This window comes from Micromonospora sp. NPDC004540 (assembly GCF_040610095.1).
Taxonomy (GTDB): Bacteria; Actinomycetota; Actinomycetes; order Mycobacteriales; family Micromonosporaceae; genus Micromonospora.
Genome location: NZ_JBEXLR010000043.1, coordinates 1 through 23,596, shown reverse-complemented (window position 1 = coordinate 23,596; position 23,596 = coordinate 1). Strand labels below are relative to the sequence as shown.

General features: G+C 74.8%; 25 protein-coding genes. 18 read left to right on the top strand and 7 right to left on the bottom strand.

The genetic code is table 11. The features are described 5' to 3' along the window. Positions 1-2: 2 nt before the first annotated feature. The 3 genes from ABZV78_RS16495 to ABZV78_RS16485 are packed head-to-tail and all read left to right on the top strand — an operon-like array spanning position 3 to position 3,408. Positions 3-788, top strand: a complete 786-nt coding sequence (locus ABZV78_RS16495; protein WP_355639329.1) for a c-type cytochrome — start codon at positions 3-5, stop codon at positions 786-788. Then, positions 785-1,648, top strand: coding sequence for a Rieske 2Fe-2S domain-containing protein (locus ABZV78_RS16490; RefSeq protein WP_355639327.1), 864 nt, complete (start codon positions 785-787; stop codon positions 1,646-1,648). The genes ABZV78_RS16495 and ABZV78_RS16490 overlap by 4 nt, the downstream gene beginning before the upstream one ends. Next, complete coding sequence (locus ABZV78_RS16485) at positions 1,645-3,408, top strand: ubiquinol-cytochrome c reductase cytochrome b subunit (protein ID WP_355639326.1); 1,764 nt, start codon at positions 1,645-1,647, stop codon at positions 3,406-3,408. Before ABZV78_RS16490 ends, ABZV78_RS16485 begins: the two co-directional genes overlap by 4 nt. 119 nt (positions 3,409-3,527) lie before the next feature. Here ABZV78_RS16485 and ABZV78_RS16480 read toward each other — a convergent pair whose 3' ends face one another. From ABZV78_RS16480 to ABZV78_RS16465, 4 genes are all read right to left on the bottom strand, one after another. Further along, entirely contained in the window at positions 3,528-3,746 is a 219-nt protein-coding gene (locus ABZV78_RS16480; protein ID WP_355639325.1) for a hypothetical protein, read from the bottom strand. Between the two features lie 200 nt (positions 3,747-3,946). Beyond that, complete coding sequence (locus ABZV78_RS16475; protein WP_355639375.1) at positions 3,947-4,786, bottom strand: ABC transporter ATP-binding protein; 840 nt, start codon at positions 4,784-4,786, stop codon at positions 3,947-3,949. Between the two features lie 26 nt (positions 4,787-4,812). After that, positions 4,813-5,838 carry an iron chelate uptake ABC transporter family permease subunit gene (locus ABZV78_RS16470; protein ID WP_355639324.1) on the bottom strand — a complete coding sequence of 342 codons (1,026 nt, stop codon included), beginning with the start codon at positions 5,836-5,838 and terminating at the stop codon, positions 4,813-4,815. Then, positions 5,835-6,785 (bottom strand): iron chelate uptake ABC transporter family permease subunit, encoded by a 951-nt coding sequence (locus ABZV78_RS16465; RefSeq protein ID WP_355639323.1) that lies wholly within the window; start codon positions 6,783-6,785, stop codon positions 5,835-5,837. Before ABZV78_RS16465 ends, ABZV78_RS16470 begins: the two co-directional genes overlap by 4 nt. Positions 6,786-6,982: 197 nt before the next feature. On the opposite strand from ABZV78_RS16465, the gene ABZV78_RS16460 reads away from it, so the two are divergent. The 6 genes from ABZV78_RS16460 to ABZV78_RS16435 all read left to right on the top strand — a co-directional run bounded on the left by ABZV78_RS16460 (position 6,983) and on the right by ABZV78_RS16435 (position 12,467). Then, positions 6,983-8,020 carry an ABC transporter substrate-binding protein gene (locus ABZV78_RS16460; protein ID WP_355639322.1) on the top strand — a complete coding sequence of 346 codons (1,038 nt, stop codon included), beginning with the start codon at positions 6,983-6,985 and terminating at the stop codon, positions 8,018-8,020. Next, positions 8,017-8,853 carry a siderophore-interacting protein gene (locus ABZV78_RS16455; RefSeq protein WP_355639320.1) on the top strand — a complete coding sequence of 279 codons (837 nt, stop codon included), beginning with the start codon at positions 8,017-8,019 and terminating at the stop codon, positions 8,851-8,853. Before ABZV78_RS16460 ends, ABZV78_RS16455 begins: the two co-directional genes overlap by 4 nt. Positions 8,854-8,950: 97 nt before the next feature. Beyond that, positions 8,951-9,571 carry an FUSC family protein gene (locus tag ABZV78_RS16450; protein WP_355639318.1) on the top strand — a complete coding sequence of 207 codons (621 nt, stop codon included), beginning with the start codon at positions 8,951-8,953 and terminating at the stop codon, positions 9,569-9,571. Between the two features lie 43 nt (positions 9,572-9,614). After that, positions 9,615-10,730 carry a Xaa-Pro peptidase family protein gene (locus ABZV78_RS16445; RefSeq protein WP_355639373.1) on the top strand — a complete coding sequence of 372 codons (1,116 nt, stop codon included), beginning with the start codon at positions 9,615-9,617 and terminating at the stop codon, positions 10,728-10,730. Next, positions 10,727-11,869 carry an acyl-CoA dehydrogenase family protein gene (locus tag ABZV78_RS16440; protein WP_355639316.1) on the top strand — a complete coding sequence of 381 codons (1,143 nt, stop codon included), beginning with the start codon at positions 10,727-10,729 and terminating at the stop codon, positions 11,867-11,869. The genes ABZV78_RS16445 and ABZV78_RS16440 overlap by 4 nt, the downstream gene beginning before the upstream one ends. 91 nt (positions 11,870-11,960) lie before the next feature. Further along, positions 11,961-12,467, top strand: coding sequence for an Lrp/AsnC family transcriptional regulator (locus ABZV78_RS16435; RefSeq protein WP_355639315.1), 507 nt, complete (start codon positions 11,961-11,963; stop codon positions 12,465-12,467). On the opposite strand, the gene ABZV78_RS16430 is transcribed toward ABZV78_RS16435, so the two are convergent. Further along, positions 12,397-13,008, bottom strand: a complete 612-nt coding sequence (locus ABZV78_RS16430; protein ID WP_355639313.1) for a histidine phosphatase family protein — start codon at positions 13,006-13,008, stop codon at positions 12,397-12,399. The genes ABZV78_RS16435 and ABZV78_RS16430 overlap by 71 nt on opposite strands. Before the next feature lie 48 nt (positions 13,009-13,056). Then, on the bottom strand, positions 13,057-13,896 hold the full coding sequence (locus ABZV78_RS16425; RefSeq protein WP_355639311.1) for a helix-turn-helix transcriptional regulator: 840 nt from the start codon (positions 13,894-13,896) through the stop codon (positions 13,057-13,059). Positions 13,897-13,999: 103 nt separating this feature from the next. Here ABZV78_RS16425 and ABZV78_RS16420 point away from each other — a divergent pair, with 103 nt between their 5' ends. The 3 genes from ABZV78_RS16420 to ABZV78_RS16410 all read left to right on the top strand — a co-directional run bounded on the left by ABZV78_RS16420 (position 14,000) and on the right by ABZV78_RS16410 (position 15,428). Continuing rightward, complete coding sequence (locus ABZV78_RS16420; protein ID WP_355639309.1) at positions 14,000-14,707, top strand: SDR family NAD(P)-dependent oxidoreductase; 708 nt, start codon at positions 14,000-14,002, stop codon at positions 14,705-14,707. A 114-nt stretch (positions 14,708-14,821) separates the two neighbouring features. Then, the gene (locus tag ABZV78_RS16415; RefSeq protein WP_355639307.1) at positions 14,822-15,016 is read left to right on the top strand and encodes a CsbD family protein; all 195 of its coding nucleotides are present in this window, start codon (positions 14,822-14,824) and stop codon (positions 15,014-15,016) included. Between the two features lie 79 nt (positions 15,017-15,095). Further along, positions 15,096-15,428: a YnfA family protein gene (locus ABZV78_RS16410; protein WP_355639305.1), complete on the top strand. Its 333-nt coding sequence runs from the start codon at positions 15,096-15,098 to the stop codon at positions 15,426-15,428. Positions 15,429-15,482: 54 nt separating this feature from the next. Here the strand turns inward: ABZV78_RS16410 and ABZV78_RS16405 are convergent, their stop codons facing one another. Continuing rightward, the gene (locus ABZV78_RS16405; protein ID WP_355639303.1) at positions 15,483-16,889 is read right to left on the bottom strand and encodes a lysine 2,3-aminomutase; all 1,407 of its coding nucleotides are present in this window, start codon (positions 16,887-16,889) and stop codon (positions 15,483-15,485) included. 155 nt (positions 16,890-17,044) lie between these two features. Here ABZV78_RS16405 and ABZV78_RS16400 point away from each other — a divergent pair, with 155 nt between their 5' ends. From ABZV78_RS16400 to ABZV78_RS16375, 6 genes are all read left to right on the top strand, one after another. Beyond that, on the top strand, positions 17,045-18,094 hold the full coding sequence (locus tag ABZV78_RS16400) for a zinc-binding alcohol dehydrogenase (RefSeq protein ID WP_355639372.1): 1,050 nt from the start codon (positions 17,045-17,047) through the stop codon (positions 18,092-18,094). 5 nt (positions 18,095-18,099) lie between these two features. Then, positions 18,100-19,674 (top strand): amidohydrolase family protein, encoded by a 1,575-nt coding sequence (locus ABZV78_RS16395; protein ID WP_355639301.1) that lies wholly within the window; start codon positions 18,100-18,102, stop codon positions 19,672-19,674. Next, on the top strand, positions 19,671-21,230 hold the full coding sequence (locus tag ABZV78_RS16390; RefSeq protein ID WP_355639299.1) for a lysine 5,6-aminomutase subunit alpha: 1,560 nt from the start codon (positions 19,671-19,673) through the stop codon (positions 21,228-21,230). The genes ABZV78_RS16395 and ABZV78_RS16390 overlap by 4 nt, the downstream gene beginning before the upstream one ends. 53 nt (positions 21,231-21,283) lie before the next feature. Further along, complete coding sequence (locus ABZV78_RS16385; protein WP_355639370.1) at positions 21,284-22,036, top strand: OAM dimerization domain-containing protein; 753 nt, start codon at positions 21,284-21,286, stop codon at positions 22,034-22,036. A 53-nt stretch (positions 22,037-22,089) separates the two neighbouring features. Beyond that, positions 22,090-22,482 carry a hotdog domain-containing protein gene (locus ABZV78_RS16380; RefSeq protein WP_091307206.1) on the top strand — a complete coding sequence of 131 codons (393 nt, stop codon included), beginning with the start codon at positions 22,090-22,092 and terminating at the stop codon, positions 22,480-22,482. Between the two features lie 40 nt (positions 22,483-22,522). Continuing rightward, positions 22,523-23,596: glutamate mutase L (locus ABZV78_RS16375; protein ID WP_355639297.1), on the top strand; the 1,074-nt coding region annotated here is incomplete at its 3' end.

The window sequence follows — 23,596 nt, the reverse complement described above, 5'->3', positions numbered from 1 at the left end:
GGATGCGGCGACGACGAGCGGTGACGCTGCCCGCCCTGTACCCGCGCCGGGCCCTCGTGGTCGGGTTCGTACTGGCGCTCGCCGTGGGCCCGGTGGCCCTCGCGCCCGCGCCCGACCCCACGCCGACCCCGGCCGCCACCACCCCCGCCGGCGACCGCGGCACCCAGCTCTACCTGGAGCAGTGCGCGAGCTGCCACGGCGTGCAGGGGCAGGGGTCGCAGCAGGGGCCGTCGCTGGTCGGCGTCGGGCCCGCCGCAGTGGACTTCCAGCTCTCCACCGGCCGGATGCCGGTGTCGCACGAAGTTTCCCAGGCACGGCGCCGCGAGCCCGTCTTCTCCGCCGACGACATCTCCGCGCTGGTCGACCACGTCGCCAGCTTCGGCGGCGGCGGCCCGCGGATTCCCCGGGTCGCCCCCGGCGACGTGGTCTCCGGCCGGGACCTCTTCGCCGCCAACTGCGCGCCCTGCCACGGGGCTGCCGGTTCGGGGGCCGTGCTCACGAACGGCTGGAGCGCCCCACCGCTGTACGACGCCTCCGCCACCCAGATCGCCGAGGCGGTCCGGGTCGGGCCCGGGCTGATGCCGGCCTTCCCCGGCCAGGTGCTCACCGATCAGCAGGTCGACGACCTGACCAGCTACGTGCGGCGGCTGCGCACCGAGCGGCTGGACCCGGGCGGCAACCCGCTCGGCCGGCTCGGCCCGCTGGCCGAGGGGCTGCTCGCCTGGCTGGCGGTGCTCCTACTTCTGGTGGCCGGCGTGCGCTGGCTGGGCCGGAGGGCAGCGGAGTGAGGCGCCCGACCCCGTCGCCGGCCGAGGAGTCGGCGAGCCGCCGGATCGTCGGCGCGTTCCTGGTGAGCGCCACCGGGGCGGTCGGCTTCGCGGTGACGTACGGGCTGGGCGGCGACACCCGGTGGGAGGGGGTGTGCCTGGCGGTCGCCTTCGCCGGCCTGGCGGTGGGGCTCGCGGTCTGGGCCCGGCGGCTGGTCCCGGTCGGCGGATACGTCGAGGAGCACGAGGGCTTCACCCCGCCCCCGGCCGAGCAGGCGATGGCCGCGGCGGAGTTCGCCGCGCCGGACAGCCCGACGCGCCGGTACGGCCTGCTCGCGGCACTCGGGTTCGCGCTGACCGCCCTCGGTGTCGCCGCGCTGTTCCCACTGCGCTCACTGCTCCCCTGGGACCGGGGCCGCCCGCTCAGGGCCCGGAAGGACACCCCGTGGGGGCCTGGCGTACGGCTGGTCGACGACACGGGACGACCCCTGCGGCCGGACGACGTGCCCGCCGAGACGATGGTCGCGGTCTTCCCCGAGGGAGCCCCCGACGCCGGCGACGCACCCGCGTTCGCGGTCCGCCTCGACCCCGAGCGCTTCTCCCGCCCGCCCGCCGGCGGCCACCTGGGCGGCCTGGTCGTCTGGTCGCTGCTCTGCACCCACGCCGGCTGCCCGGTGCGGCTCTATCTCAAGGGCACCGGCCGGGTGCTCTGCCCCTGCCACCAGTCGTCATTCGACCTGCTGGCCGGGGCGCGAGCGGTCGCCGGTCCCGCGGCGCGGCCGCTGCCGGGGCTGCCGATCGAGGTCGGCCCGGACGGCTTCCTCCGGGCCACCGGCGACTTCACCGCGCCACCCGGCGCCGGCTTCTGGAGCCGGCCATGATCATGAACCGGCTGGCCCGCGCGCTGGACGACCGGCTCCGGCTCTCCCCGATCACCCGCCGGGCGCTGGCGAAGGTCTTCCCCGACCACTGGTCGTTCATGCTCGGCGAGATCGCGCTCTACTCGTTCGTGGCGCTGATCCTCACCGGCGTCTACCTCACCTTCTTCTTCGACGCCAGTTCCGCCGACCGCGTCTACGAGGGGTCGTACGCCCCACTGGACGGCAGCACCACCTCCGCCGCGTACGCCTCCGTGGTGCGGCTGAGCTGGGACGTACGCGCCGGTCTGCTGATCCGGCAGACCCACCACTGGGCCTCCCTGGTCTTCGTCGCCGCGATCGTGCTGCACCTGTCCCGGATCTTCTTCACCGGGGCCTTCCGCAAGCCGCGCGAACTCAACTGGCTGATCGGCGTGACCATGCTGACCCTCGCCCTGGCCAACGGCTTCACCGGCTACTCGATGCCCGACGACCTCCTCTCCGGACTGGGCCTGCGGATCATCACCTCGGTGGTGGAGTCGATCCCGCTGGTCGGGACCTGGCTGGCCGCCCTGGCCCTGGGTGGCGAGTTCCCCTCCGACGAGATGATCCCGCGGATGTTCGTCACCCACGTGCTGCTCGTGCCGGCCGTCCTCGTCGCCCTCATCTCCCTGCACCTCGGCATCCTGGTGCGGCAGAAACACACCCAGTTCCCGGGTCCGGGCCGGACGGAGCACAACGTGGTCGGGTCACGACTGTGGCCGAGCTACACCCTGCGTTCGCTGGCCCTCTTCGCGTGGGTCCTGGCGGTGCTGTTCGCCCTCGGCGGCCTGGCCCAGATCAACCCGGTGTGGCTCTACGGACCGTTCGAGCCGGCCCAGTCCACCTCGCCGGCGCAGCCGGACTGGTACGTCGCCTGGGGTGACGGCGCGCTGCGCCTGTTCCCGCCCTGGGAGTTCCGCATCGGCGGCTACCTGGTGCCCGCGCCGTTCTTTCCCGGCGTCGTGCTCGGCGGGGTGGCCTTCCTGGCCCTCTACCTCTGGCCGTTCGCCGAGCGGCTGCGCACGCGCGACCGCCGCCAGCACCACCTGCTCGACCGGCCCCGGGATCACCCCGTGCGGGTCGGTGTCGGCGTGGCCGCCCTGACCTTCTTCGCGGTGCTCGTGGTGGCCGCCGGGGACGACGTCCTCGCCCGGCTGCTCGGGGTGCCGGTCTACGACCTGCTGTACCTCTTCCGGGTCCTGGTGCTCGCCCTACCGGTCCTGACCGGCGCGGTCGCGTTCCTGACCGCGCGGGCGCTGCGCCGCGGCGACGCGACCTCGCTCGGCGACCTCACCCGGGCCGACCTGCGCCGTGCCGCCCGTCCCTCCCGCCGACCCGCCCCGCGCGACGACGAACCCGAGACCCCCGCGCCGGACCGGCCGGGTGAGCGGATCGAGCTGTGGTCGGAGGGGGAGGTGTGGCGGTGGCGCTACCGCGACGAGGCCCGGCGGCTGGTGCTGACCGCCAACCGGGTCGCGGTGTCGGAGGAGGAGGCGGTGGAGGCCGCCCGGCTGGCGTATCCAGGAGTGGACCGGGTCGTGGTGCCGGGGCCGCCGCCACCGCGTCCGCCCGGGCCGGTCCGGGCCGCCCTGCGCCGGTGGGGACGGGCGGCGGCCGCCGGTTCGTTGCTCGTCGCGGCGCTGGTCGAGCGCAGGCGCGACCACCGCCGGCAGCAGGACGGCGACGAAGCCGAGCCGCTGGAGACGGCGGACGCGGCGCCGCGCGGTGGCGAGCCGACGTGAGGCTGGGCTGAAGCACGCTCCGCGCGGCGGGCAGGTCCGCGCCGGACCGGCGGACCACAGGGTCGAGACGCCCGGTGCCCCGCCCGAGACGGGCGGGGCACCGGGCGTCTGCTGGTCGGTCAGGTCTGGTTGCCGGGCACGTTCTTGTAGTCCTGCGGGCTGATCCCCTTCGGGCGCGGGTCCTTCTGCCGTTGGCCGCCGCCCTGGTTGGCGTTGGCCGACCCGCCGAGTGCCTGGATCATCTCGCCCTTGTTCATCTGGTCGACGTTGCGCATTCCGGCGCGTTCCGCCTGCTTCCGCAGCTCACCGGTCTTCATCTGAGCGGGATCGCGGGCCATCGTTCCTCCTTCGGTCGGCGGACGAACTGGGAACCCGGTCGGCGTCCGCCGGGCCGCAGGCCGGTCGTGCCGGTGACGGCGTCGCCGCACCGTTTGGCCGCTGTCGTCCGTCTCGCCCGTTGCCGGTTCACGGTCCCGGCTCGCTTACCCGGCGACGGGCCGCACCAACGTTGGGGGCGCCGGTCCGTGCGGGTCCCCGATCAGCACCGGCCAGCGACGGCGGGGGCGGGCTCTCCCTCGGTGCCGGATCGGCGAACTGCCGGCAGGACCAGCGGCGTGCCGGTCTCCGGGTCCTCGATGATCCGGCAGGGCAGCCCGAACACCTCCTCGACCAGCTCGGTGGTGACGATCTGCCGGGGGTCCCCGGCGGCGACCACCCGCCCGTCGCGCATGGCCACCAGGTGCGTGGCGTAGCGGGCGGCCTGGTGCAGGTCGTGCAGCACCGCCACCAGGGTGCGGCCCTGCTCCTCGTGCAGCCGGGCGCAGAGGTCCAGCACCTCGACCTGGTGGGCGATGTCCAGGTAGGTGGTCGGCTCGTCGAGCAGCAGCAGCGGCGTCTGCTGGGCCAGCGCCATGGCGATCCACACCCGTTGCCGCTGCCCGCCGGAGAGCTCGTCGACCGGCCGGTCGGCCAGCTCCGCGACCCCGGTGTCGGCCATCGCCTGGTCGACCACCCGCTCGTCCTCGCGGGACCACTGCCGCAGCAGGCCCTGGTGCGGGTAGCGGCCCCGGGACACCAGCTCGCCCACGGTGAGCCCGTCGGGGGCCACCGCCGACTGCGGGAGCAGCCCGAGGGTGCGGGCGACCTGCCGGGCCGGCCGGCGGTGGATGTCGGCGCCGTCGAGCAGCACCGTGCCCCGGGTCGGGCGCAGCAGCCGGGCGAGGGCGCGCAGCAGCGTCGACTTGCCGCACGCGTTCGGCCCGATGATCACGGTGAAGGAACCGTCGGGGACGGCCACCGTGAGGTCCTCGGCGACGGTGCGCCGGTCGTAGCCGAGGGTCAGCGCCTCGCCGACCAGCCGGGAGGTGTCGGGCCGCATCAGGGTTCCCTTCTCGTCGGGGCCGGTCATCGCCGACCCCCGCGTTCGCCGGCGAGCAGCCAGGCCAGGTAGCCGCCGCCGAGCACGCCGGTGACCACACCGACGGGCAGTTGCCGGCCGGCGATCGCGTGCTGGGCCAGTTGGTCGGCGGCGAGCAGCAGAGCCGCGCCGACGACCGCCGACGGCAGCAGGTTCGGCCCGGGCGCGCGGGTCAGCCGGCGGGCCAGGTGCGGCGCGGTCAGCGCCAGGAACGACACCGGGCCGGCGGCCGCCGCCGCGACCGAGACCAGCAGCACCGCCGCGCCGAGCGCGGCCACCCGGACCCGGCGCACCGACACGCCCAGCCCGGCCGCCGAGTCGTCGCCCATCTCCAGCAGCCGCAGCGCGGGGGCGCGGGCGAGCAGCACGGCGGGCAGCAGCACCGCCAGCGCGGCGAGCACCGGCACGGCGTTCGCCCAGCCCCGGCCGTCCAGGCTGCCGGTGATCCAGAGCGCGGCCCGGGCGGCGTCCATGAGCGGGGCGCGGGTGAGCAGCCAGCCGTTGACGCCGGTGAGGATCGCGGTGACCCCGATGCCCACCAGCACCAGCCGGTGCCCGCCCACGCCGTGCCGGCCGGCCAGGGCGTACAGCAGCAGGCCGGTGGCCAGCCCGCCGCCGGCGGCCGCCCCGGCGAGCGCGGCGCTGCCGCCGCCGGCCACCACCACGACCAACGCGCCGGTGGCCGCGCCGGAGGTGACCCCGAGCACGTCGGGGCTGCCCAGCGGGTTGCGGGTCAGCGACTGGAACACCGCCCCGGCCAGGCCGAGGGCGGCGCCGACCGCCAGCGCCGTGACGAGTCGGGGCAGCCGCAGCTCGGTGACGATGAACCGGTCGGCGGGGCTGCCGCCGCCGGCCAGCACCCGCAGCACGTCGGCCGGGGCGATCGGGTAGTCGCCGGCGCCCACCGCCAGCACGGCGAGGACGAGGGCGAGCAGCGTGCCGGCCAGGCCGACGACGAGGGCGCGGGGGCGCAGGCGCAGCGACAGCCCGCCGGGGAGGCGCAGCACGATCACAGCCGGCCCACCCGTCCACGCCGGACCAGGTGCAGGAAGAGCGGCCCGCCGAGCACGGCGGTGACCAGGCCCACCTGGAGTTCGCCGGGGCGGCCCAGCACCCGGCCGGCCACGTCGGCGGTGAGCAGCAGCACCGGCGCGAACACCGCGCACCACGGCAGCAGCCGGCGCGGGTCCGGCCCGGTGAGGGCGCGCACCAGGTGCGGCGCGAGCAGCCCCACGAAGACGATCGGCCCGCAGGCGGCGGTGGCCGCCCCGCAGAGCAGCGTGACGGCGACGACCACCGCGCCCCGGACCAGGCCGGGGCGGGCGCCGAGCGCCCGGGCGGAGTCGTCGCCCAGGGCCAGGGCGGCCAGCGGGCGGGTCACCAGCAGGGCGATGAGCAGTCCGGCCAGGACGAACGGCAGCAGGCTCGGCACGGTGTCGGTGCGCGCGCCGGCCAGCGAGCCGACCGTCCAGAACCGCATTCGCTCGAGCGAGGTGCTGTCGACCAGCATGAGGGCGCTGACGTAGGAGTAGAGGGCCGCGTTGAGCGCCGCCCCGGCCAGGGCCAGCCGGGCCGGGGTGGCCTGTCGGCCGCCGGCGATCGTGTGCACGGCGACGGTGACTCCGGCGGCACCGAGCAGCGCATACCAGACCTGGTGGTCCAGGTCGGCGACGCCGAGCAGCACGGTGGCGGTGGCCACCGCGGCCGACGCGCCGGCGTTGATGCCGAGCAGGCCGGGGTCGGCGAGCGGGTTGCGGGTCAGCGTCTGCATGGCCGCCCCGGCGACGCCGAGCGCCGCGCCGGCGGCGAGGCCGAGCAGCGTACGGGGCAGCCGTCCCTGGTGCACCACGGCGTACTCGGGGGAGGCCGGGTCGGTGAGGCCGTGCCACACCTCGGCGAGGGAGAGCGGCTTCGCGCCGAGGACGAGGCTGAGCACGGCCACCGCGGCGAGCAGCAGCACGCCGAGGGCCAGCCCGCCGGCCCGGAGCCGGCGGCGCCCGCCGGACGCCGGGGTGGCGACGGCGCCGCTTCGGGGTGAGGTGATGACGGACAGCGTGGACTCCGGGAGGCGGGGAGGACCTTGACAGCGACTTAGGTTAGGTTAACCTAACCTCGCCGTCCATGGTCATTCCCAGACCCGTACCGAAAGACTTCGCCATGCCCGATGCCCTGTCCAGCCGCCGGCTCTCCCGCCGTGGCCTCCTCGCCGCCGCCGGCGCCGCCGGCCTCGGCGCCCTTCTCGCCGGCTGCGGCAAGGACGGCGGCGACGCCGCCACCAGCGCCGGCCCGACCGGCGGACCCTGGTCGTTCACCGACGACCGGCAGCAGAAGGTCGACGCCGCGGCCCGACCGACACGGATCGTCGCCTTCACCGGGGTGGCCGCCGCGCTGGTCGACTTCGGACTCGACAAGCAGATCGTCGGCGTCTTCGGCGAGACCAGGAAGAGTGACGGCAGCAAAGAGCCGCAGGCCGGCGACCTCGACGTCGAGCAGGTCGAGATCCTCGGCAACGCCTGGGGCGAGTTCAACCTGGAGAAGTACGCCGGGCTCCGCCCCGACCTGCTGGTCACCCACATGTACGACCCGGACGCCCTCTGGTACGTCCCGGACGAGAGCAAGGCGAAGATCCTCCCGCTGGCGCCGAGCGTCGCCATCACCACCGCCCGGGTGCCGATGACCCGGCCGATCGAGCGGTACGCCGAACTCGCCGGCTCCCTCGGCGCCGATCTCACCGCGAAGAAGGTCACCGACGCGAAGGCCCGGTTCACCGCCGCGGCCGACGCGGTGCGGCAGGCGGTCAAGGCGAACCCGGGCATCAGGGTGATGGCCGCCTCCGGCAGCCCCGACCTGTTCTACGTCTCCAACCCGAAGGTCAGCACCGACCTCATGTACTTCGCCGAACTCGGCGTCGACCTGGTGGTGCCGACCAAGCTCGAACAGGGCGACTACTTCGAGGCGCTGAGCTGGGAGAACACCGCCAAGTTCCCGGCCGACCTGATCCTGCTCGACAACCGTCCCACCGCCCTGCAGCCGAAGGACCTCGCCGCCAAGCCCACCTGGGCCCAGCTGCCCGCGGTCAAGGCCAACCAGGTCACCCCGTGGGACGCGGTGCCCCGCTTCTCGTACGCCGGCGCCGCCCCGCTGCTGGAGAACCTCGCCACCGCCATCCGGGGCGCGAAGAAGGTCACGGCGTGACCACGGCGGTCGCCCTGCGGTACCGGTTCTACGCCGCCCGGGTGCTCGCCACCCGGGCGGTGGGCGACTGCCTGGTCCGGGTCACCTTCGGCGGCGACGACCTCGGCGAGTTCGCCGGCGGCGGTCGGGACCAGAGCGTCTCGGTGTTCCTGCCGCACCCCGGCCAGGACGCCCCGGTCGTCCCCGTCGAGGCGGGGGAGGACTGGTACGCGGCCTGGCGGGCCCTGGACCCGGCGGTGCGGGCGGTGATGCGCTCGTACACCATCCGGGCGCAGCGGCCCGAGCAGGGCGAGCTGGACATCGACTTCGTCCGGCACGGCGACACCGGCCCGGCCACCCGCTGGGCCGGCCGGGCCCGCCCGGGTGACCGGGTGCTGCTGCTCGGGCCGGCCGTGCCCGACGAGCGCACCGTGCGCTTCCAGCCGCCCACCGGCGCCGACGCCGTGCTGCTGGTCGCCGACGAGACCGCGCTGCCGGCGGTCGGCGGGATCCTCGACTGGCTGCCCGCCGGCACCCCGGTCCGGGCCTTCGTCGAGGTTCCCACGGCCGGCGACATCCAGCCGCTGCCCAGCGCCGCCCGCGCCGAGGTGACCTGGCTGGTCCGGGGCGCCACCGGCCCGGGCAGCAGCCTGCTGGCCGACACGCTGCGCGGCGCCCGGCTGCCCGGCGCCGCCCCGTACGCCTGGATCGCCGGGGAGGCGGGCATGGTCCGGGCGGTCCGCAGGCACCTGGTCGGCGAGCGCGGCCTGGACCGCCGCCGGGTCACCTTCGCCGGCTACTGGCGGCGCGGCGCGTCGGAGGAGGACCTGCGGGCCGAGGCCGCGAGCGCCTGACGCGCAGGCGGGACTACCCGAGCGCGCCCGGGGTAGAGGGGAGCGTGACCGCGCCCGGGCCGTACCACCGGTGGCGCCCGGACCGCCGGGACCCGCCGTGACCGCCGTGGTGGCCGTCGCCCGCCGGCACGCGCGGGAGGCGTACGAGCGGCTGCGCCGCTACTTCATCGTCGCCCTCCAGGCCGGGCTGGCGGCCGGGCTGTCCTGGTACGTCGCCAACACCCTGCTGCACAACCCGCAGCCGCTGTTCGCGCCCGCCGCCGCGGTCGGCACCATCGCCGCGGCCATCGGCAACCGGGTACGCCGGACCGCCGAACTGCTCGCCGGGGTGATCGTCGGCGTGCTCGCCGGCGACCTGATCATCCAGGTGATCGGAAACGGGCCCGTGCAGACCGGGCTGGTCGTCGCGCTGGCCATCTCGGCGGCGGTGGTGTTCCGCGGCAGCGGGGCGGTGATGGTGCCGGCCGACCTGCCGGCCGCGATCGAGACCTTCGGCCAGTCGCTGCGGCTGCTGCACCGGGACTTCCTGGCCGGCCGGACCCCCGAGATCGCCCGGTCCCGGGCCCTGCACGCCGCCGAGGCGGCCCGCCGGGCCCGGGCGCAGAAGCTCGGCTTCTCCGGCACCATCGTCGCCTCGCAGCTCTTCATAGTGGTTGGCGAACTGCTGCCGGCCTCCGGGCTGACCAAGCCCGAGGCCGACCGGATGGCCGGGGTCTGAGCGGCCACCGGGCTCCCGGGACCGCCCAAACGACCGTTAAGCTCTGGGGGTGGGAACCGACGAGCTGTACCCGGCCGGGCGGCTGGCCGCCGCCCAGCGCGCCACCGCCGCCGCCGGCCTGGACGCGCTGCTGCTCACCCCCGGCTCCGACCTGCGCTACCTGACCGGCTACGACGCCCACGAGGGGGAGCGGCTCACCTGCCTGGTGCTCCCCGCCGAGGGCGAGCCCACCCTGATCGTGCCGGTGCTGGAACGCCCCGCCGCCGAGGCCGCGCCTGGCGCCGGCTACCGGATCGTCGACCACGCCGACGGCACCGACCCCTGGCCGCTGCTGCGGGCCGCGCTGCCCGGCCCGGTCGCCGCCGTCGGGCTGGCCGACCGGATGTGGGCCGAGCAGGTGCTCGCCCTGCGCGCCACGCTGCCCGACGCGGCCCAGCGGCTCGCCTCCGAGGTGCTGCGCGAGCTCCGGATCCGCAAGTCGCCCGCCGAGGTGGCCGCCCTGGCCGAGGCGGGCGCGGCGATCGACGCCGTGCACCGGCGGATGGGGGAGTGGCTGCGCCCGGGCCGGACCGAGGTCGAGGTGGCCGCCGACATCGCCGCCGCGATCCGGGTCGCCGGGCACGTCCGGGTCGACTTCGTCATCGTGGCCGCCGGCCCGAACGGCGCCAGCCCGCACCACGGCACCGCCGACCGGCCGATCCGCGCTGGCGAGCCGGTGGTGGTCGACATCGGCGGCACCATGCCGTCCGGCTACCGCTCCGACTGCACCCGCACCTACGTCGCCGGCGGCCCCGCCCCGGCCGAGTTCACCGACTACTACACCGTCCTGCACGAGGCGCAGCGCGCCGCGGTGGCGGCCGTCCGCCCGGGGATGACCGCCGAGGCGCTCGACGCGGTCGCCCGGGACATCATCACCGCCGCCGGTCACGGCGACGCGTTCCTGCACCGCACCGGCCACGGCATCGGCCTCGACACCCACGAGGAACCGTACGTCGTGGCCGGCAACCCCCGGCCCCTCGAGGCCGGCATGGCGTTCTCGGTCGAACCCGGGATCTACCTCGCCGGGCGGCACGGCGCCCGGATCGAGGACATCGTCGTCTGCACGACGGACGGCGGGCAACGGCTCAACACCACCCCCACGGAGCTCATCGCGCTATGACTGTCGACCGGATCCTCCCCACCGACGAGGCCCACGACCTGCTGGACCTCGCCACCGAACTCGCCGACCGGGAGCTCGCCCCCAAGGCCGCCGGCTTCGAGGAGCGCGCCGAGTTCCCCCGCGAGGTGCTGCGCACCCTCGGCCGGGCCGGCCTGCTCGGCCTGCCGTACGCCGAGGAGCACGGCGGCGCCGCCCAGCCGTACGAGGTGTACGTCCAGGTGCTGGAGATCCTGGCCAGCCGCTGGCTCGCCGTCGCCGAGGCGGTCAGCGTGCACACCCTGTCCTGCTACCCGCTCGCCCAGTTCGGCACCGACGAGCAGCGCAAGCTGCTGCCCGACATGATCGGCGGCGAGCTGCTCGGGGCGTACTGCCTCTCCGAGCCGCAGGGCGGCTCCGACGCCGCGGCCCTGACCACGAAGGCGGTCCGGGACGGCGACGCGTACGTCGTCTCCGGCACCAAGGCGTGGATCACCCACGCCCGGGTCGCCGACTTCTACAACATCTTCTGCCGCACCGGCGGCCCCGGCCCGAAGGGCATCTCCTGTCTGCTGGCCGACCGGAACACCCCGGGCATCCACCCGCAGGCCGCCGAGCGGACCATGGGCCTGCACTCCTCCCCGGTCGCCCAGATCGCCTTCGACGAGGCCCGGGTGCCGGCCGAGCGGCTGATCGGCGGCGAGGGGACGGGCTTCACCATCGCCATGTCGGCGCTGGACTCGGGGCGGCTCGGCATCGCCGCCTGCGCGGTGGGCCTGGCCCAGGCCGCCCTGGACTACGCCATCGGCTACGCCCGGGAGCGCCAGCAGTTCGGCCGGGCGATCATCGACTTCCAGGGGCTCGGCTTCACCCTGGCCGACCACGCCACCCAGATCTCCGCCGCCCGCGCGCTGCTGCTGGCCGCGGCCCGGCTGCGCGACGCCGGCCGACCGTACTCGATCGAGGCGGCGAAGGCGAAGCTGTTCGCCACCGACGTGGCGATGCGGGTGACCACCGACGCCGTGCAGGTGCTCGGCGGCGCCGGCTACGTCGCCGACCACCCGGTCGAGCGCTACATGCGCGAGGCGAAGGTGCTCCAGATCGTCGAGGGCACCAACCAGATCCAGCGGCTGGTCATCTCCCGGGCCCTGGCCAAGGGCTGATCGACGCGGTGCGCGACCACCCGGCCCGCACAGCGTCACGGCGGCGGGCCGGGTGCGACGTGGGAGCGCATTTACCGGTAGGTTGCACCGCGTGGAGGAGATCGACCGCGCCATCGTCGCCGCGCTGACCGGAGACGGTCGGCTGTCGTACACGGACCTGGCCGAGCGGGTGGGCCTGTCGGTGTCCGCCGTGCACCAGCGGGTCCGCCGGCTGGAGCAGCGCGGCGTCATCAAGGGGTACGCCGCCCGCGTCTCGTTCGAGGCGCTGGACCTGCCGTTGACCGCGTTCGTGGCGATCCGGCCGTTCGACCCCTCGCAGCCGGACGACGCCCCGGAGCGGCTGGCCCACCTGCCGGAGATCGACTCGTGCTACTCGGTGGCCGGGGAGGACTTCTACCTCCTGCTGGTGCGGGTGGCCAGCCCGGCGGACCTGGAGCGGGTGCTGCAGGAGATCCGCACGTCCGCCAACGTCACCACCCGGACGACCGTGGTGCTCTCCACGCCCTACGAGAACCGCCCGCCGAAGATCAATGGCGAGCTGCCCGATCGGGGCCGGGCCCGGCCGTCGACGGAACCGGCTGGTTCCACCGCAGGATGACCCGCCGGCCGTGCTCGTGACCGAGCGCGCTGAGCGTGGCGGTGTCCAGCCGCAGCAGCCCGCCCCCGGACGGGGGCAGGCCGACCCAGCGCGCGCCGAGCACCCGCAGGCTGTGCGCGTGGCCGACCAGCGCCACGGTGCCCTGCTCCAGCAGCGGGGCCACCCGGTCGAGCACCCGGTCGAGCCGGGCGCCGACCTCGGCCGGTGACTCCCCGCCGGGGCAGCCGTCGGTCCAGATGTTCCACCGCGGGTCCTCCTCGTGGATGTCCGCGGTGGTGCGCCCCTCGTAGGCGCCGTAGTTCCACTCGGCCAGGTCGGGGTCGGTGTCGTCGACGGTGAGCCCAGCCAGGTGCGCGGTGCAGGTCGCGCGCTGCCGCGGGCTGGACAGCACCCGCACGAAGCGCCGCCCGGCGAGCGCCGCGGCGAGCGCCCGGGACTGCCGCTCGCCGTCGGGCGTCAGCTCCAGGTCGGTGTACGAGGTGTGCCGGCGGCTGGCGCTCCAGGTGGTCTCGCCGTGCCGGATCAGCAGGATCTCGCTCACCGGACCAGTCAACCACGGACCGGCCGTCCGGGCCGGGCGCCGGGAGGGTCAGCCCCGCAGCGACTGGGTGCCGAGCACGGTGAGCAGGGCGAGGCGTTCGGCGTCCGCACTGCCCGGCTCGGCGGTGTAGACCATGATCCGCAGGTCGCTGCCGGCGACGGTGAGCACGTCGCAGTCGAGGGTCAGTGGCCCCACGTGCGGGTGCTCGACGGTCTTGCGCGCGGCCGCGTGCCGGCCGACCGTGCCGGTCTCCCAGAGTTCGGCGAACCGGGGGCTGCCCGTCCGCAGGTCGGCCAGGAGCCGGCCCAGCCGCGGGTCGGCCGGGTAGCGGGCGGCGGCGGCACGCAGGTCACCGACCAGCGCGGCCTCGAAGCCGCGCCGCTCCTCGGGGCCGAGCCGGACCCGCGAGCCGGGGCCGAGGAAGTGCCGCCACACCCCGTTGCGCTCGTCGCCCCGCCACCCGGACGGGTCGCCCATGAGCGCCGCGTACGGCGGGTTGGCCACCAGCAGCGTCCAGGTGGCGTCGTACACCGCGACCGGGGTGCCGGCCAGCCGGTCCAGCAGCCGCTGGACGCTCGGGGTGACCTCGGTGGGCACGGCCTGCGGGCCGGGCGGCGCGAGCCCGGCGAGCCGGTGCAGGTGGGCCCGTTCGGCGCCGGAGAGCCGCAGCGCCCGGGCCAGCGCCGCGACGACCTGCGCCGACGGGTGGGCCGCGCGGCCCTGCTCGAGGCGGGTGAGGTAGTCGACGGAGATCCCGGCCAGCAGCGCCAGTTCCTCCCGGCGCAGGCCGGCCGCCCGGCGCGACCGGCCGGCGGGCAGCCCGGCGGCCTCGGGCGGCACCCGGTCGCGCCAGCGCCGCACCGCCTGACCGAACTCCGCCTCCGCCACGCTGACCAGTCTGCCCGGCGGCGGGCGGGTCGGGGGTGGCCCTGGCAGTCCCAGGAAGACCGGACGCCTGGCTGGCCACCCGGCGCCGACGGAGCCTGGTGACATGACGACGACACTGATCACCGGAGCCAACAAGGGGCTCGGTTTCGAGACCGCCCGGCGGCTGGTGGCCGCCGGGCACACCGTCTGGATCGGCAGCCGGGACGCCGAGCGTGGCCGGCGGGCCGCCGAACGGCTGGGCGCGCGCTTCGTCCCGCTGGACGTCACCGACGACGCCTCGGTGGCGGCCGCGGTGCGCGCCGTCGAGGCTGGCGGGGGACTGGACGTCCTGGTCAACAACGCCGGCATCGAGGGACGGACGGCGGACAACGGCGTGGTGGGCGCCGCGGAGGTGACCGCGGAGGAGATGCGGACGCTGTTCGAGACGAACGTCTTCGGCCCGGTCCGGGTCATGCACGCGTTCCTGCCGCTGCTGCGGCGCTCGACCGCCCCGGTGGTGGTGAACGTGAGCAGCGGACTGGCCTCGCTCGCGCGGCTCGCCGACCCGGCTGACCCGGCGTACGGCTACCCCGGCGTGGCGTATCCCGCCTCGAAGGCGGCGGTCAACATGCTCACGGTGCAGTACGCCAAGGCGTTCCCCGGCATGCGGATCAACGCGGTGGAGCCCGGGTTCACGGCGACGGACCTCAACGGGCGGACCGGCACGCAGACCGTCGAGGAGGGTGCCGAGATCATCGTCCGAATGGCCCAGGTGGGCCCGGACGGCCCGACCGGCGGCTACCTCGACGCGGAGGGCCCGCTGCCCTGGTGACCCTCAACCTATCTTCCTAGGATGCCGTACGCGACGTGCGCCGGGGCACAGCGTTTGCGGTCATCGGCACCGGGGACGCAACCCGCGGAAGCCCAAACGAGCCGAGGAGGCGGGATGAGCTTCACCGACAAGGCCAAGAGCCGGGCCCAGGAGATGGCCGGCATGGCCAAGGAGCGGATCGGGAACGCCACCGACAACGAGCGGTTGCGGGCCGAGGGCGCCAACGAGCAGAGCGCCGCCCGGGCGCGGCAGGCCGGGCAGAACGTCAAGGAGGCCGGGCGCAAGGTCGGCGGTTCCTTCGACAAGTGACCCGTACGCCGGCGGGCCCTCGGATGACCGGGGGCCCGCCGCCGCGTGTGCGGGGGTCGGGGCTGGTTAGGGTCGCGGGGTGACGGTCCTGCGTTCCCTGGTGCTGTTCGTGCTGGCCGCGGTGGCGGAGATCGGCGGCGCGTGGCTGGTCTGGCAGGGCTGGCGGGAGCACCGGGGGCTGTGGTGGGTGGCGGCCGGGGTGCTGGCGCTGGGGGCGTACGGGTTCGTGGCGACGTTCCAACCGGACCCGAACTTCGGCCGGATCCTGGCGGCGTACGGTGGCGTGTTCGTGGCCGGGTCGCTGGCGTGGGGCGTGCTGGTGGACGGGTTCCGGCCGGACCGGTGGGACGTCACGGGCGCGGCGATCTGCCTGCTCGGGGTCGCGGTGATCATGTACGCCCCGCGGGGCTGAACGCGCGCCGCCCCCGTGGCCAGGTGGCTCGCGGGGGCGGCGGGGTGGTTCGGGTCAGTCGTCGCGGTGGGCGGTCCACCACGCCTGGCCGGTCTCGGGCAGGGTGTCGATCGGGTCGTAGTAGGCGTAGCGCTTGTTGAGCGCTTCGAGGTCGGCGGACTCGATCGAGGTGCGGTAGTTCTTGGTCCAGTAGGAGATGCCGCGCTCCCGGTCGTACTCGGTGAGCATGTGCACCCAGCGCTTGCCGACGAAGGGGACGTCGCAGACGATCCGCGGGGTGGCGTAGCCGGGCAGGTAGCCCATGATGTCGTGCTGGAGTTGCTGGGCGTGCCAGACGGGGACCCGCCAGTGCTCGGCGTTGGGGATCATGTCGCACATGTAGAAGTAGTACGGCAGGATCCCGGCCTCGCCCTGGAGGGCGAAGCAGAGGTCGAGCAGGTCGGCGCTGGTGGCGTTGACGCCGCGCATGAGCACGCCCTGGTTGCGCACGTCACGGACGCCGACGTCGAGGGCGGTCTGGGCGGCCTTGGCGACCAGCGGGGTGATCGACTGCCGGTGGTTGACGTGGGTGTGGATGGCGAGGTTGACGCCGCGGCGGGCGGCGGTGCGGGCGACCCGTTCGAGGCCCTCGACGACGTCGGCCTGGAGCCAGTGCTGGGGCAGGCCCATGAGGGCCTTGGTGGCGAGGCGGATGTCGCGGATGGTTTCGATCTCGAGCAGCCGCATGAGGTAGGACTCGAGGTTCTTCCACGGCACGTTGGCCACGTCGCCGCCGGAGACGACGACGTCGCGGACCCCGGGGTGGGCCTTGAGGTAGGCGATGTGGGCGTCGTAGCGGTCGACGGGCTTGAGGGTGAGCTTGAGCTTGTCGACGGCGGGGGTGGAGTTGCCGACGAGGTCCATCCGGGTGCAGTGGCCGCAGTACTGCGGGCAGGTGGAGAGCAACTCGGCGAGGACCTTGGTGGGGTAGCGGTGGGTGAGGCCCTCGGCGACCCACATGTCGTGCTCGTGGAGGCTGTCGCGGCTGGCGTAGGGGTGTGAGGGCCAGTCGGTGCGCCGGTCGGAGGCGACGGGGATCATGTAGCGGCGGACCGGGTCGGCGAGGAACGCCTCGGTGGTCATGGGCTCGAACGGCACCATGGTGTTGAGCATCTGCGGCGGCACCAGCATGGACATGGTGGCCAGGGCCTTCTGGTCGGCCTCGAGGTCGGCGTAGAAGGTCTCGTCGACGAGGTCGCCGAGGACGGTGCGCAGCTGCTTGATGTTCTTGACGCAGTTGACCCGCTGCCACTGGGCGTTCTCCCACTGCTCGCGGGTGACGTGGCGCCAGCCGGGGAAGCGGGTCCAGTCGGGTTCGACCAGAGGGCTGCGGCGGTATTCGTACGGCTGCCCGGCGGTCGGTACGGCGACCGGGGCGTGACGGGGTTGAGGGATGGTCTCAACCGGTTGGGTCTGGGTCACGGCCCCTCCTGACATCTGGTGCGGGTGATCAGCGATCCTGAAGGCTACTGGAAAATATCCGGTGAAGAAATTAGTCTGCCGGAAGTTTTCCCGCGACGCGAGCCCTGGCCAGGGGTTCGGGCGGCTGGACATAGGGGGTCGGCGTGACGTCACCGGTGGGTCTGCACCGAGTCGTGGAACCGGCGGGGGTGCTGCCGCAGGCGGCGTGGCGGCTGGACGCCGACCCGCGGATCGCGGCGAACGAGGTGCGGATCCGGGTCGAGCGGCTGAATCTGGACGCGGCGAGCTTCCGGCAGCTGTCGGAGAAGCACGGCGGCGACGGGGAGAAGGTCCGCGCCGAGGTGCTGGAGATCATCTCGACCCGGGGGAAGATGCAGAACCCGGTCACCGGCTCCGGTGGCATGCTGATCGGCAGCGTGGAGGAGGCCGGGAAGCGGTCCCCGCTGGGGCTGAAGCCGGGCGACCGGGTGGCCACCCTGGTGTCGCTGACGCTGACTCCGCTGACGATCCTCGACGGGCTGGCCCGCTGGGACGGGCGCAGCGAGCAGGTGCCCTGCGACGGCTACGCGATCCTGTTCGCCCGGTCGATCGCCGCGGTGCTGCCGGGCGACCTGCACCCGGAGCTGTCCCTGGCGGTGCTGGACGTGTGCGGGGCGCCGGCGCTGACCGCGCGGGTGGTGGCCGAGCAGGTGGCGAGGCGGCGCCGCGAGGAGGACCGGCGTCCGGTGACGGTGGCGGTGATCGGCGGCGCCGGCAAGAGCGGCTCGCTGTCCCTGGCCGCGGCGCGGCGGGCCGGCGCCGGCCGTACCGTCGGGGTGGTGCCGGTGGCGGCGGAGCGCGACGCCCTCGAAGCGGCCGGGCTGGCCGACGTGGTCGCGCTGGCCGACGCCCGCGACCCGGTGGGCCTGTCCACGGCGGTCACCACGGCTCTCGGCGCCCCGGCGGACGTCACGGTGGTCTGCGTGGACGTGCCGGGCTGTGAGCACGGCGCGGTCCTGGCGACCGAGGACGGCGGCACGGTGATCTTCTTCTCGATGGCGACGAGCTTCGCGGCGGCGGCGCTGGGCGCGGAGGGCCTGGCCGCGGACGTGACCATGCTGGTCGGCAACGGGTACGTGCCGGGGCACGCCGAGCTGGCGCTGGACCTGCTGCGCGCCGAGCCGGGGGTGCGTCGTCTCTTCGAGGCCCGGTTGGCGGCAGACTGATCGTCATGACGAACCCCTCGACCTTGTACCGCGGCGGAGTGCTGCACTGTCCGGCCGACCCGAGCGCGACGGCGTTGCTGGTGCGTGACGGGCGGATCGCTTGGCTGGGCGCCGACGCCGAGGCGCCGGCCGCCGACCGGGTGGTGGAGCTGGGCGGGGCGCTGGTGACGCCGGCGTTCGTGGACGCGCACGTGCACGCCACCGACACGGGACTGGCCCTGTCGGGGCTGGACCTGTCGGCGGTCAGGTCGGCGTCCGGGCTGCTGGAGGCCCTGGCGGCGTTCGCGGCCGCGCTGCCGGGCGACGCGGTGGTGCTGGGGCACGGCTGGGACGAGTCGTCCTGGGCGGAGCCGGCCCTGCCGGACGCGGCGGCGTTGGACCGGGCGGCCGGGGGCCGGAAGGTGTACCTGTCGCAGGCGTCGATCCATTCGGCGCTGGTGTCGGCGGCGCTGCTGGCGGCCTGCCCGGATGCGGCGGACGCGGCCGGGTTCGACCCGTCGGGTTGGCTGCGCCGTGACGCGCATCACGTGGTGCGGGCGGCGGCGTTCTCGTCGGTGACCCGGGCGCAGCGGGTGGCGGCGCAGCGGCGGGCGCTGGCGCACGCGGCGTCGCTGGGCATCGCGGCGGTGCACGAGTGCGGCGGCCCGGACATCTCCGACGAGGAGGACTTCACCGGGCTGCTGGCCATCTCGGGGGCCGGGGTGCCGGAGGTGTACGGGTACTGGGGTGAGCTGCTGGGCGCCGCGAAGGCCCGGGAACTGGGCGCGGTGGGCGCCGGTGGTGACCTGTTCGCCGACGGGGCGCTGGGCTCGCGGACGGCGCACGTGTCGGCGGCGTACCTGGACGGGGAGCCGGGGGCGTGCGGGCACGGGTACGTGACGGTGGAGCAGGTGCGGGACCATCTGCTGGACTGCGCGGCGCACGGGCTGCAGGGCGGTTTCCACGCCATCGGGGACGCGGCGATCGGCACGGTGCTGGACGGGTTCGCGCAGGCGGCGCAGAAGGTGGGCGTGGACCGGTTGCGGGCGGCCCGGCACCGGGTCGAGCACGCGGAGATCATGAGCAAGCGGTTGATCGCCGGGTTCGTGGAGTACGGCATCGTGGCGTCGATGCAGCCGGCGTTCGACCGGTTGTGGGGTGGCGCGGGCCGGATGTACGAGTCGCGGCTGGGGCTGTCCCGGTCGTTGGAGTCGAACCCGATGGGCGCCATGCACGGGGTGGGGGTGGCGTTGGCGTTCGGGTCGGACTCGCCGGTGACGCCGCTGGACCCGTGGGGGTCGGTGCGGGCGGCGGCGGCGCACCACAACCCGGTGCAGCGGATGAGCGTGCGGGCGGCGTTCGCGGCGCACACCCGCGGCGGGTGGCGGGCCGTGCACCTGGACAACGAGGGGGTCCTGGCGCTGGGCGCGCCGGCGACGTTCGCGGTGTGGGACACCCCGGCCGGGGTGGAGCGGGGACTGCCGGTGTTGCAGGCCGAGGACCCGGAGGCGCGCGGCGCGGAGGACCCGACGCCGCTGCCGGTGTGCCGGGCCACGGTGCTGCGCGGTGACGTGATCTATCAGGAAGGCACTTCTCAGTGACAGGCAAGCTTGGGCTGGATCCGGCGCTGGTGGCGCGGGCGCGGGAGTTGGCGCGCCGCGCCGGGCAGCCGGTGGTGGATCTGGCGCGCAGCCACACCACGGTGTCGGTGGAGCGGGCGGTGCTGCGGCTGGCCGGGGTGACCGGCGCCGACCCGGACGGCATCCCGTGGGTGAACCGCCTCGTGGACGCGGTCGTCGCCGACGTCGGTCTGGGGCACGGGGTGGCCGCGCCGGTGTTCGACGCCCTGGCGCGGGAGCAGATCGCCGACGTGACGCTGCTGGCGCAGAAGGCCGCCGCCGGGTCGGTGCGGTTCACCCAGCCGACCGGCAAGGCCGCCACGGCCGCGCGGCGGGCCGCCCGGAAGGCGGTCGCCGCGGGCGTGCGGCAGATCGACCGGCGCCGCGCCGAGCGGGACCGCCTGGTGAAGCGGTACGGGGACCCGAAGCAGCGGCCGTGGATCTACCTGATCGTGGCCACCGGCGACATCTACGAGGACATCCCGCAGGCGCAGGCCGCCGCGCGGGCCGGCGCGGACATCATCGCGGTGATCCGCTCGACCGGGCAGTCGCTGCTGGACTATGTGCCGGAGGGCGCCACCCGGGAGGGCTTCGCCGGCACCTACGCCACGCAGGAGAACTTCCGGCTGATGCGGGCGGCGCTGGACGAGTCGTCGCGGGAGCTGGGCCGGTACGTGCGGCTGACGAACTACGCGTCGGGCCTGTGCATGCCGGAGATGGCCACCCTGGCGGGCCTGGAACGGCTCGACATGATGCTCAACGACTCGATGTACGGGATCCTGTTCCGCGACATCAACCCGATCCGCACCTTCGTCGACCAGCGGTTCTCCCGCCAGGTGCACGCCCGCGCCGGGATCATCATCAACACCGGCGAGGACAACTACCTCACCACCGCCGACGCGGTCGACGAGGCGCACACGGTGACGGTGTCGCAGCTGCTCAACGAATACTTCGCGCACGAGGCGGGGCTGGCCGACTGGCAACTCGGCCTGGGCCACGCGTTCGAGATCAACCCGGACGTGCCGGAGTCGTTCCGCCTCGAACTGGCGCACGCGCTGCTGGCCCGGGAGCTGTTCCCGGACGCGCCGCTGAAGTGGATGCCGCCGACCAAGCACATGACCGGTGACGTGTTCCGCGGCAACCTGCTCGACGGGTTCTTCAACCTGGTCGGCACCATGACCGGGCAGGGCATCCTGCTGGTCGGCATGATGACCGAGGCGGTGGTCACCCCGTGGCTGTCCGACCGGGACATCGCCCTGCAGAACGTCCGGTACGTGCTGGGCGCCGCCGGCGGACTGCACGAGGACTTCGTGCCCGCCCCGGGCGGGTTCATCCAGCAGCGCGCCCACCGGGTGCTCGGCGAGGCCGTGGACCTGCTCGACCGCATCGGTGACCAGTCGCTGCTGACCGCGATCGCCGAGGGCACCTTCGGGATCATGAAGCGGCCCGCGGACCGCGGCAAGGGCCTCGACGGCGTCGCGAAGCACGAGGCCGACTACTACAACCCCGCCACGGACATCCTGGAGCAGGCGGCATGAGCGAACGCACCGAGCGAAGCGAGGGCCGTGAGGGCATGCCCGGCCAGCACGGCATGACGGAGAAGAAGATCGTCCGGCCGTACGGGGACACCACCGGCGACGGCATGGTGCAGGTGTCGTTCACCCTGCCCGTGCCGCACGACAAGCGCGCCGAGGGCGCCGCGGTCCAGCTCGCCAACAAGATGGGCATCGACCCGGCGATGCTGGTGCACGCCAAGCAGATGGGCGACGGGTTCACCTTCTTCGTCGTCTACGGGCGGGTGAACCACCTCGTCGACCTCGACAAGGTGCAGGTGGTGGAACGGGACTTCCCGCTGCTGTCGGCCAAGGAGGTCAACACGGTGGTGAAGCAGAAGATGCGGCGCAAGCTGTCCGTGGTGGGGGCCTGCATCGGCACCGACGCGCACACCGTCGGCATCGACGCCATCCTCAACGTCAAGGGCATCGCCGGGGAGAAGGGCCTGGAGTACTACCGGGAACTCAAGGTCACCAACCTGGGCGCGCAGGTCAGCGTCCCCGAGCTGGTCGAGGCGGCCCGGCGGGAGAAGGCCGACGCGGTGCTCGTCTCCCAGGTCGTCACGCAGCGCGACGCGCACCTGCACAACACCCGGGAGATGTCCGCCGCGTTCCGGGAGGCCATGCCCGCCGGCAGGCGGCCCCTGCTGATCGTCGGCGGGCCCCGCTTCGACGAGACCATGACCGGGGAGCTGGGCGTCGACCGGATCTTCGGTCGCGGCACCACCCCCGGCGAGGTCGCCAGCTACCTGGTGCACGCCCTGATCACCGAGAAGAAGGCGAGAGCATGAGCGAACGCACCGAGCGCAGCGAGGGCCGTGAGCCCATGCCCAGCCGGCCCGGCATGAGCGACTCCCGGGTCGGCCTGACCGTCACCCACCGCCGGTACGTGCCGTACTCCCACGCCCACTACGCCGGCAACCTCGTCGACGGGGCGTACGCGCTGGGGCTGTTCGGGGACGTCGCCACCGAGGTGTGCATCCGCACCGACGGCGACGAGGGGCTGTTCGCCTCCTACTCCGACGTGCAGTTCAAGGCGCCCATGAAGGCCGGTGACGTGCTGGAGGTGGTCGCCACCGTCACCCGGGTCGGCACCCGCAGCCGCACCATCGACTTCGCCGCCCGGGTGGTGTGCCGGGGCCGCCCCGACAAGTCGGAGTCGGCCGCCGAGGTCCTCGCCGAGCCGATCGTGGCGGTCACCGCGACCGGCACGGTGGTCGTACCCCCAGCGGCGTGAGCGCTGCGAGCCCGCGGTCGCGAATGAAGGACAACTCCGCGTGAACCTCGCCGTCTGCGCCGACGTCGGGTCGACGTACACCAAGGCCGCGGTGGTCGACCTCGACGGCGGCCGCCTCGTCGGCGCGGCGGCCGCCCCGACCACCGTGGGCACCGACGTGCTGCACGGCCTGGACGCCGCCGTTGGCGCCGCCACCGCCGGGCTCACCGCTGGGGACCTGCCCTGGTACGTCTGCTCGTCGGCCGGCGGTGGCCTGCGGCTGGCCGTCGTCGGCTACGAGCCCCTCGTGACCGCGCAGGCCGGCCGGCGGGTCGGGCTGTCCGCCGGGGCGAACGTGGTGCACGTGGCCGCCGGGCGGCTCGGTCAGGCCGACCTGACCGCGCTGCGCGCCGCCCGGCCCGACGTGGTGCTGCTCGTCGGCGGCACCGACGGCGGCGACGCGGACACGCTCACCCACAACGCCACCCGGCTGGCCCGGGCGCGCTGGCGGGTGCCGGTGGTGCTCGCCGGCAACGCCGACGTCCGCGACGACCTGCACGCCCTGCTCGCTGCGGCGAAGGTGCCGGTCACCGCCGCCGACAACGTGCTGCCCCGCATCGGGGTGCTCACCCCCGCGCCGGCCCGCGCCGCGATCCGGGAGGTGTTCCTGCGGCACGTCATCGGCGGCAAGAAGCTGTCCCGCGGCGGCCGGTTCGCCCGCCTGGTGCGGGCCGCCACCCCCGACGCGGTGCTCACCGGGGTGGAGGTCCTCGCCGACGCCCTCGGCGGGGACCTGGCCGTCGTCGACGTCGGCGGCGCCACCACCGACGTGTACTCGGTGCTCACCCCCGACGAGCGGGACAGCGGACCCAGCCAGGAGGTCGCCGGCACCCTGTGGCGGGCCCGCACCGTCGAGGGGGACCTCGGCATGCGGTGGAGCGCCCCCGGCGTGGTCCGCGCCGCCGCCGAGGAACGCCTCCTCGCCGCGGGGGAGCAGGACGACCTGGCCGCGGCGGCGGCGGTGCGGGCCGCCGACCCCGGCTTCCTGCCAGGCGACGACGCCGACCGGGCCGCCGACCGGCGCATCGCCGCGCTCGCCGCGACGGTGGCGCTGCGCCGGCACGCCCGCGGCGCC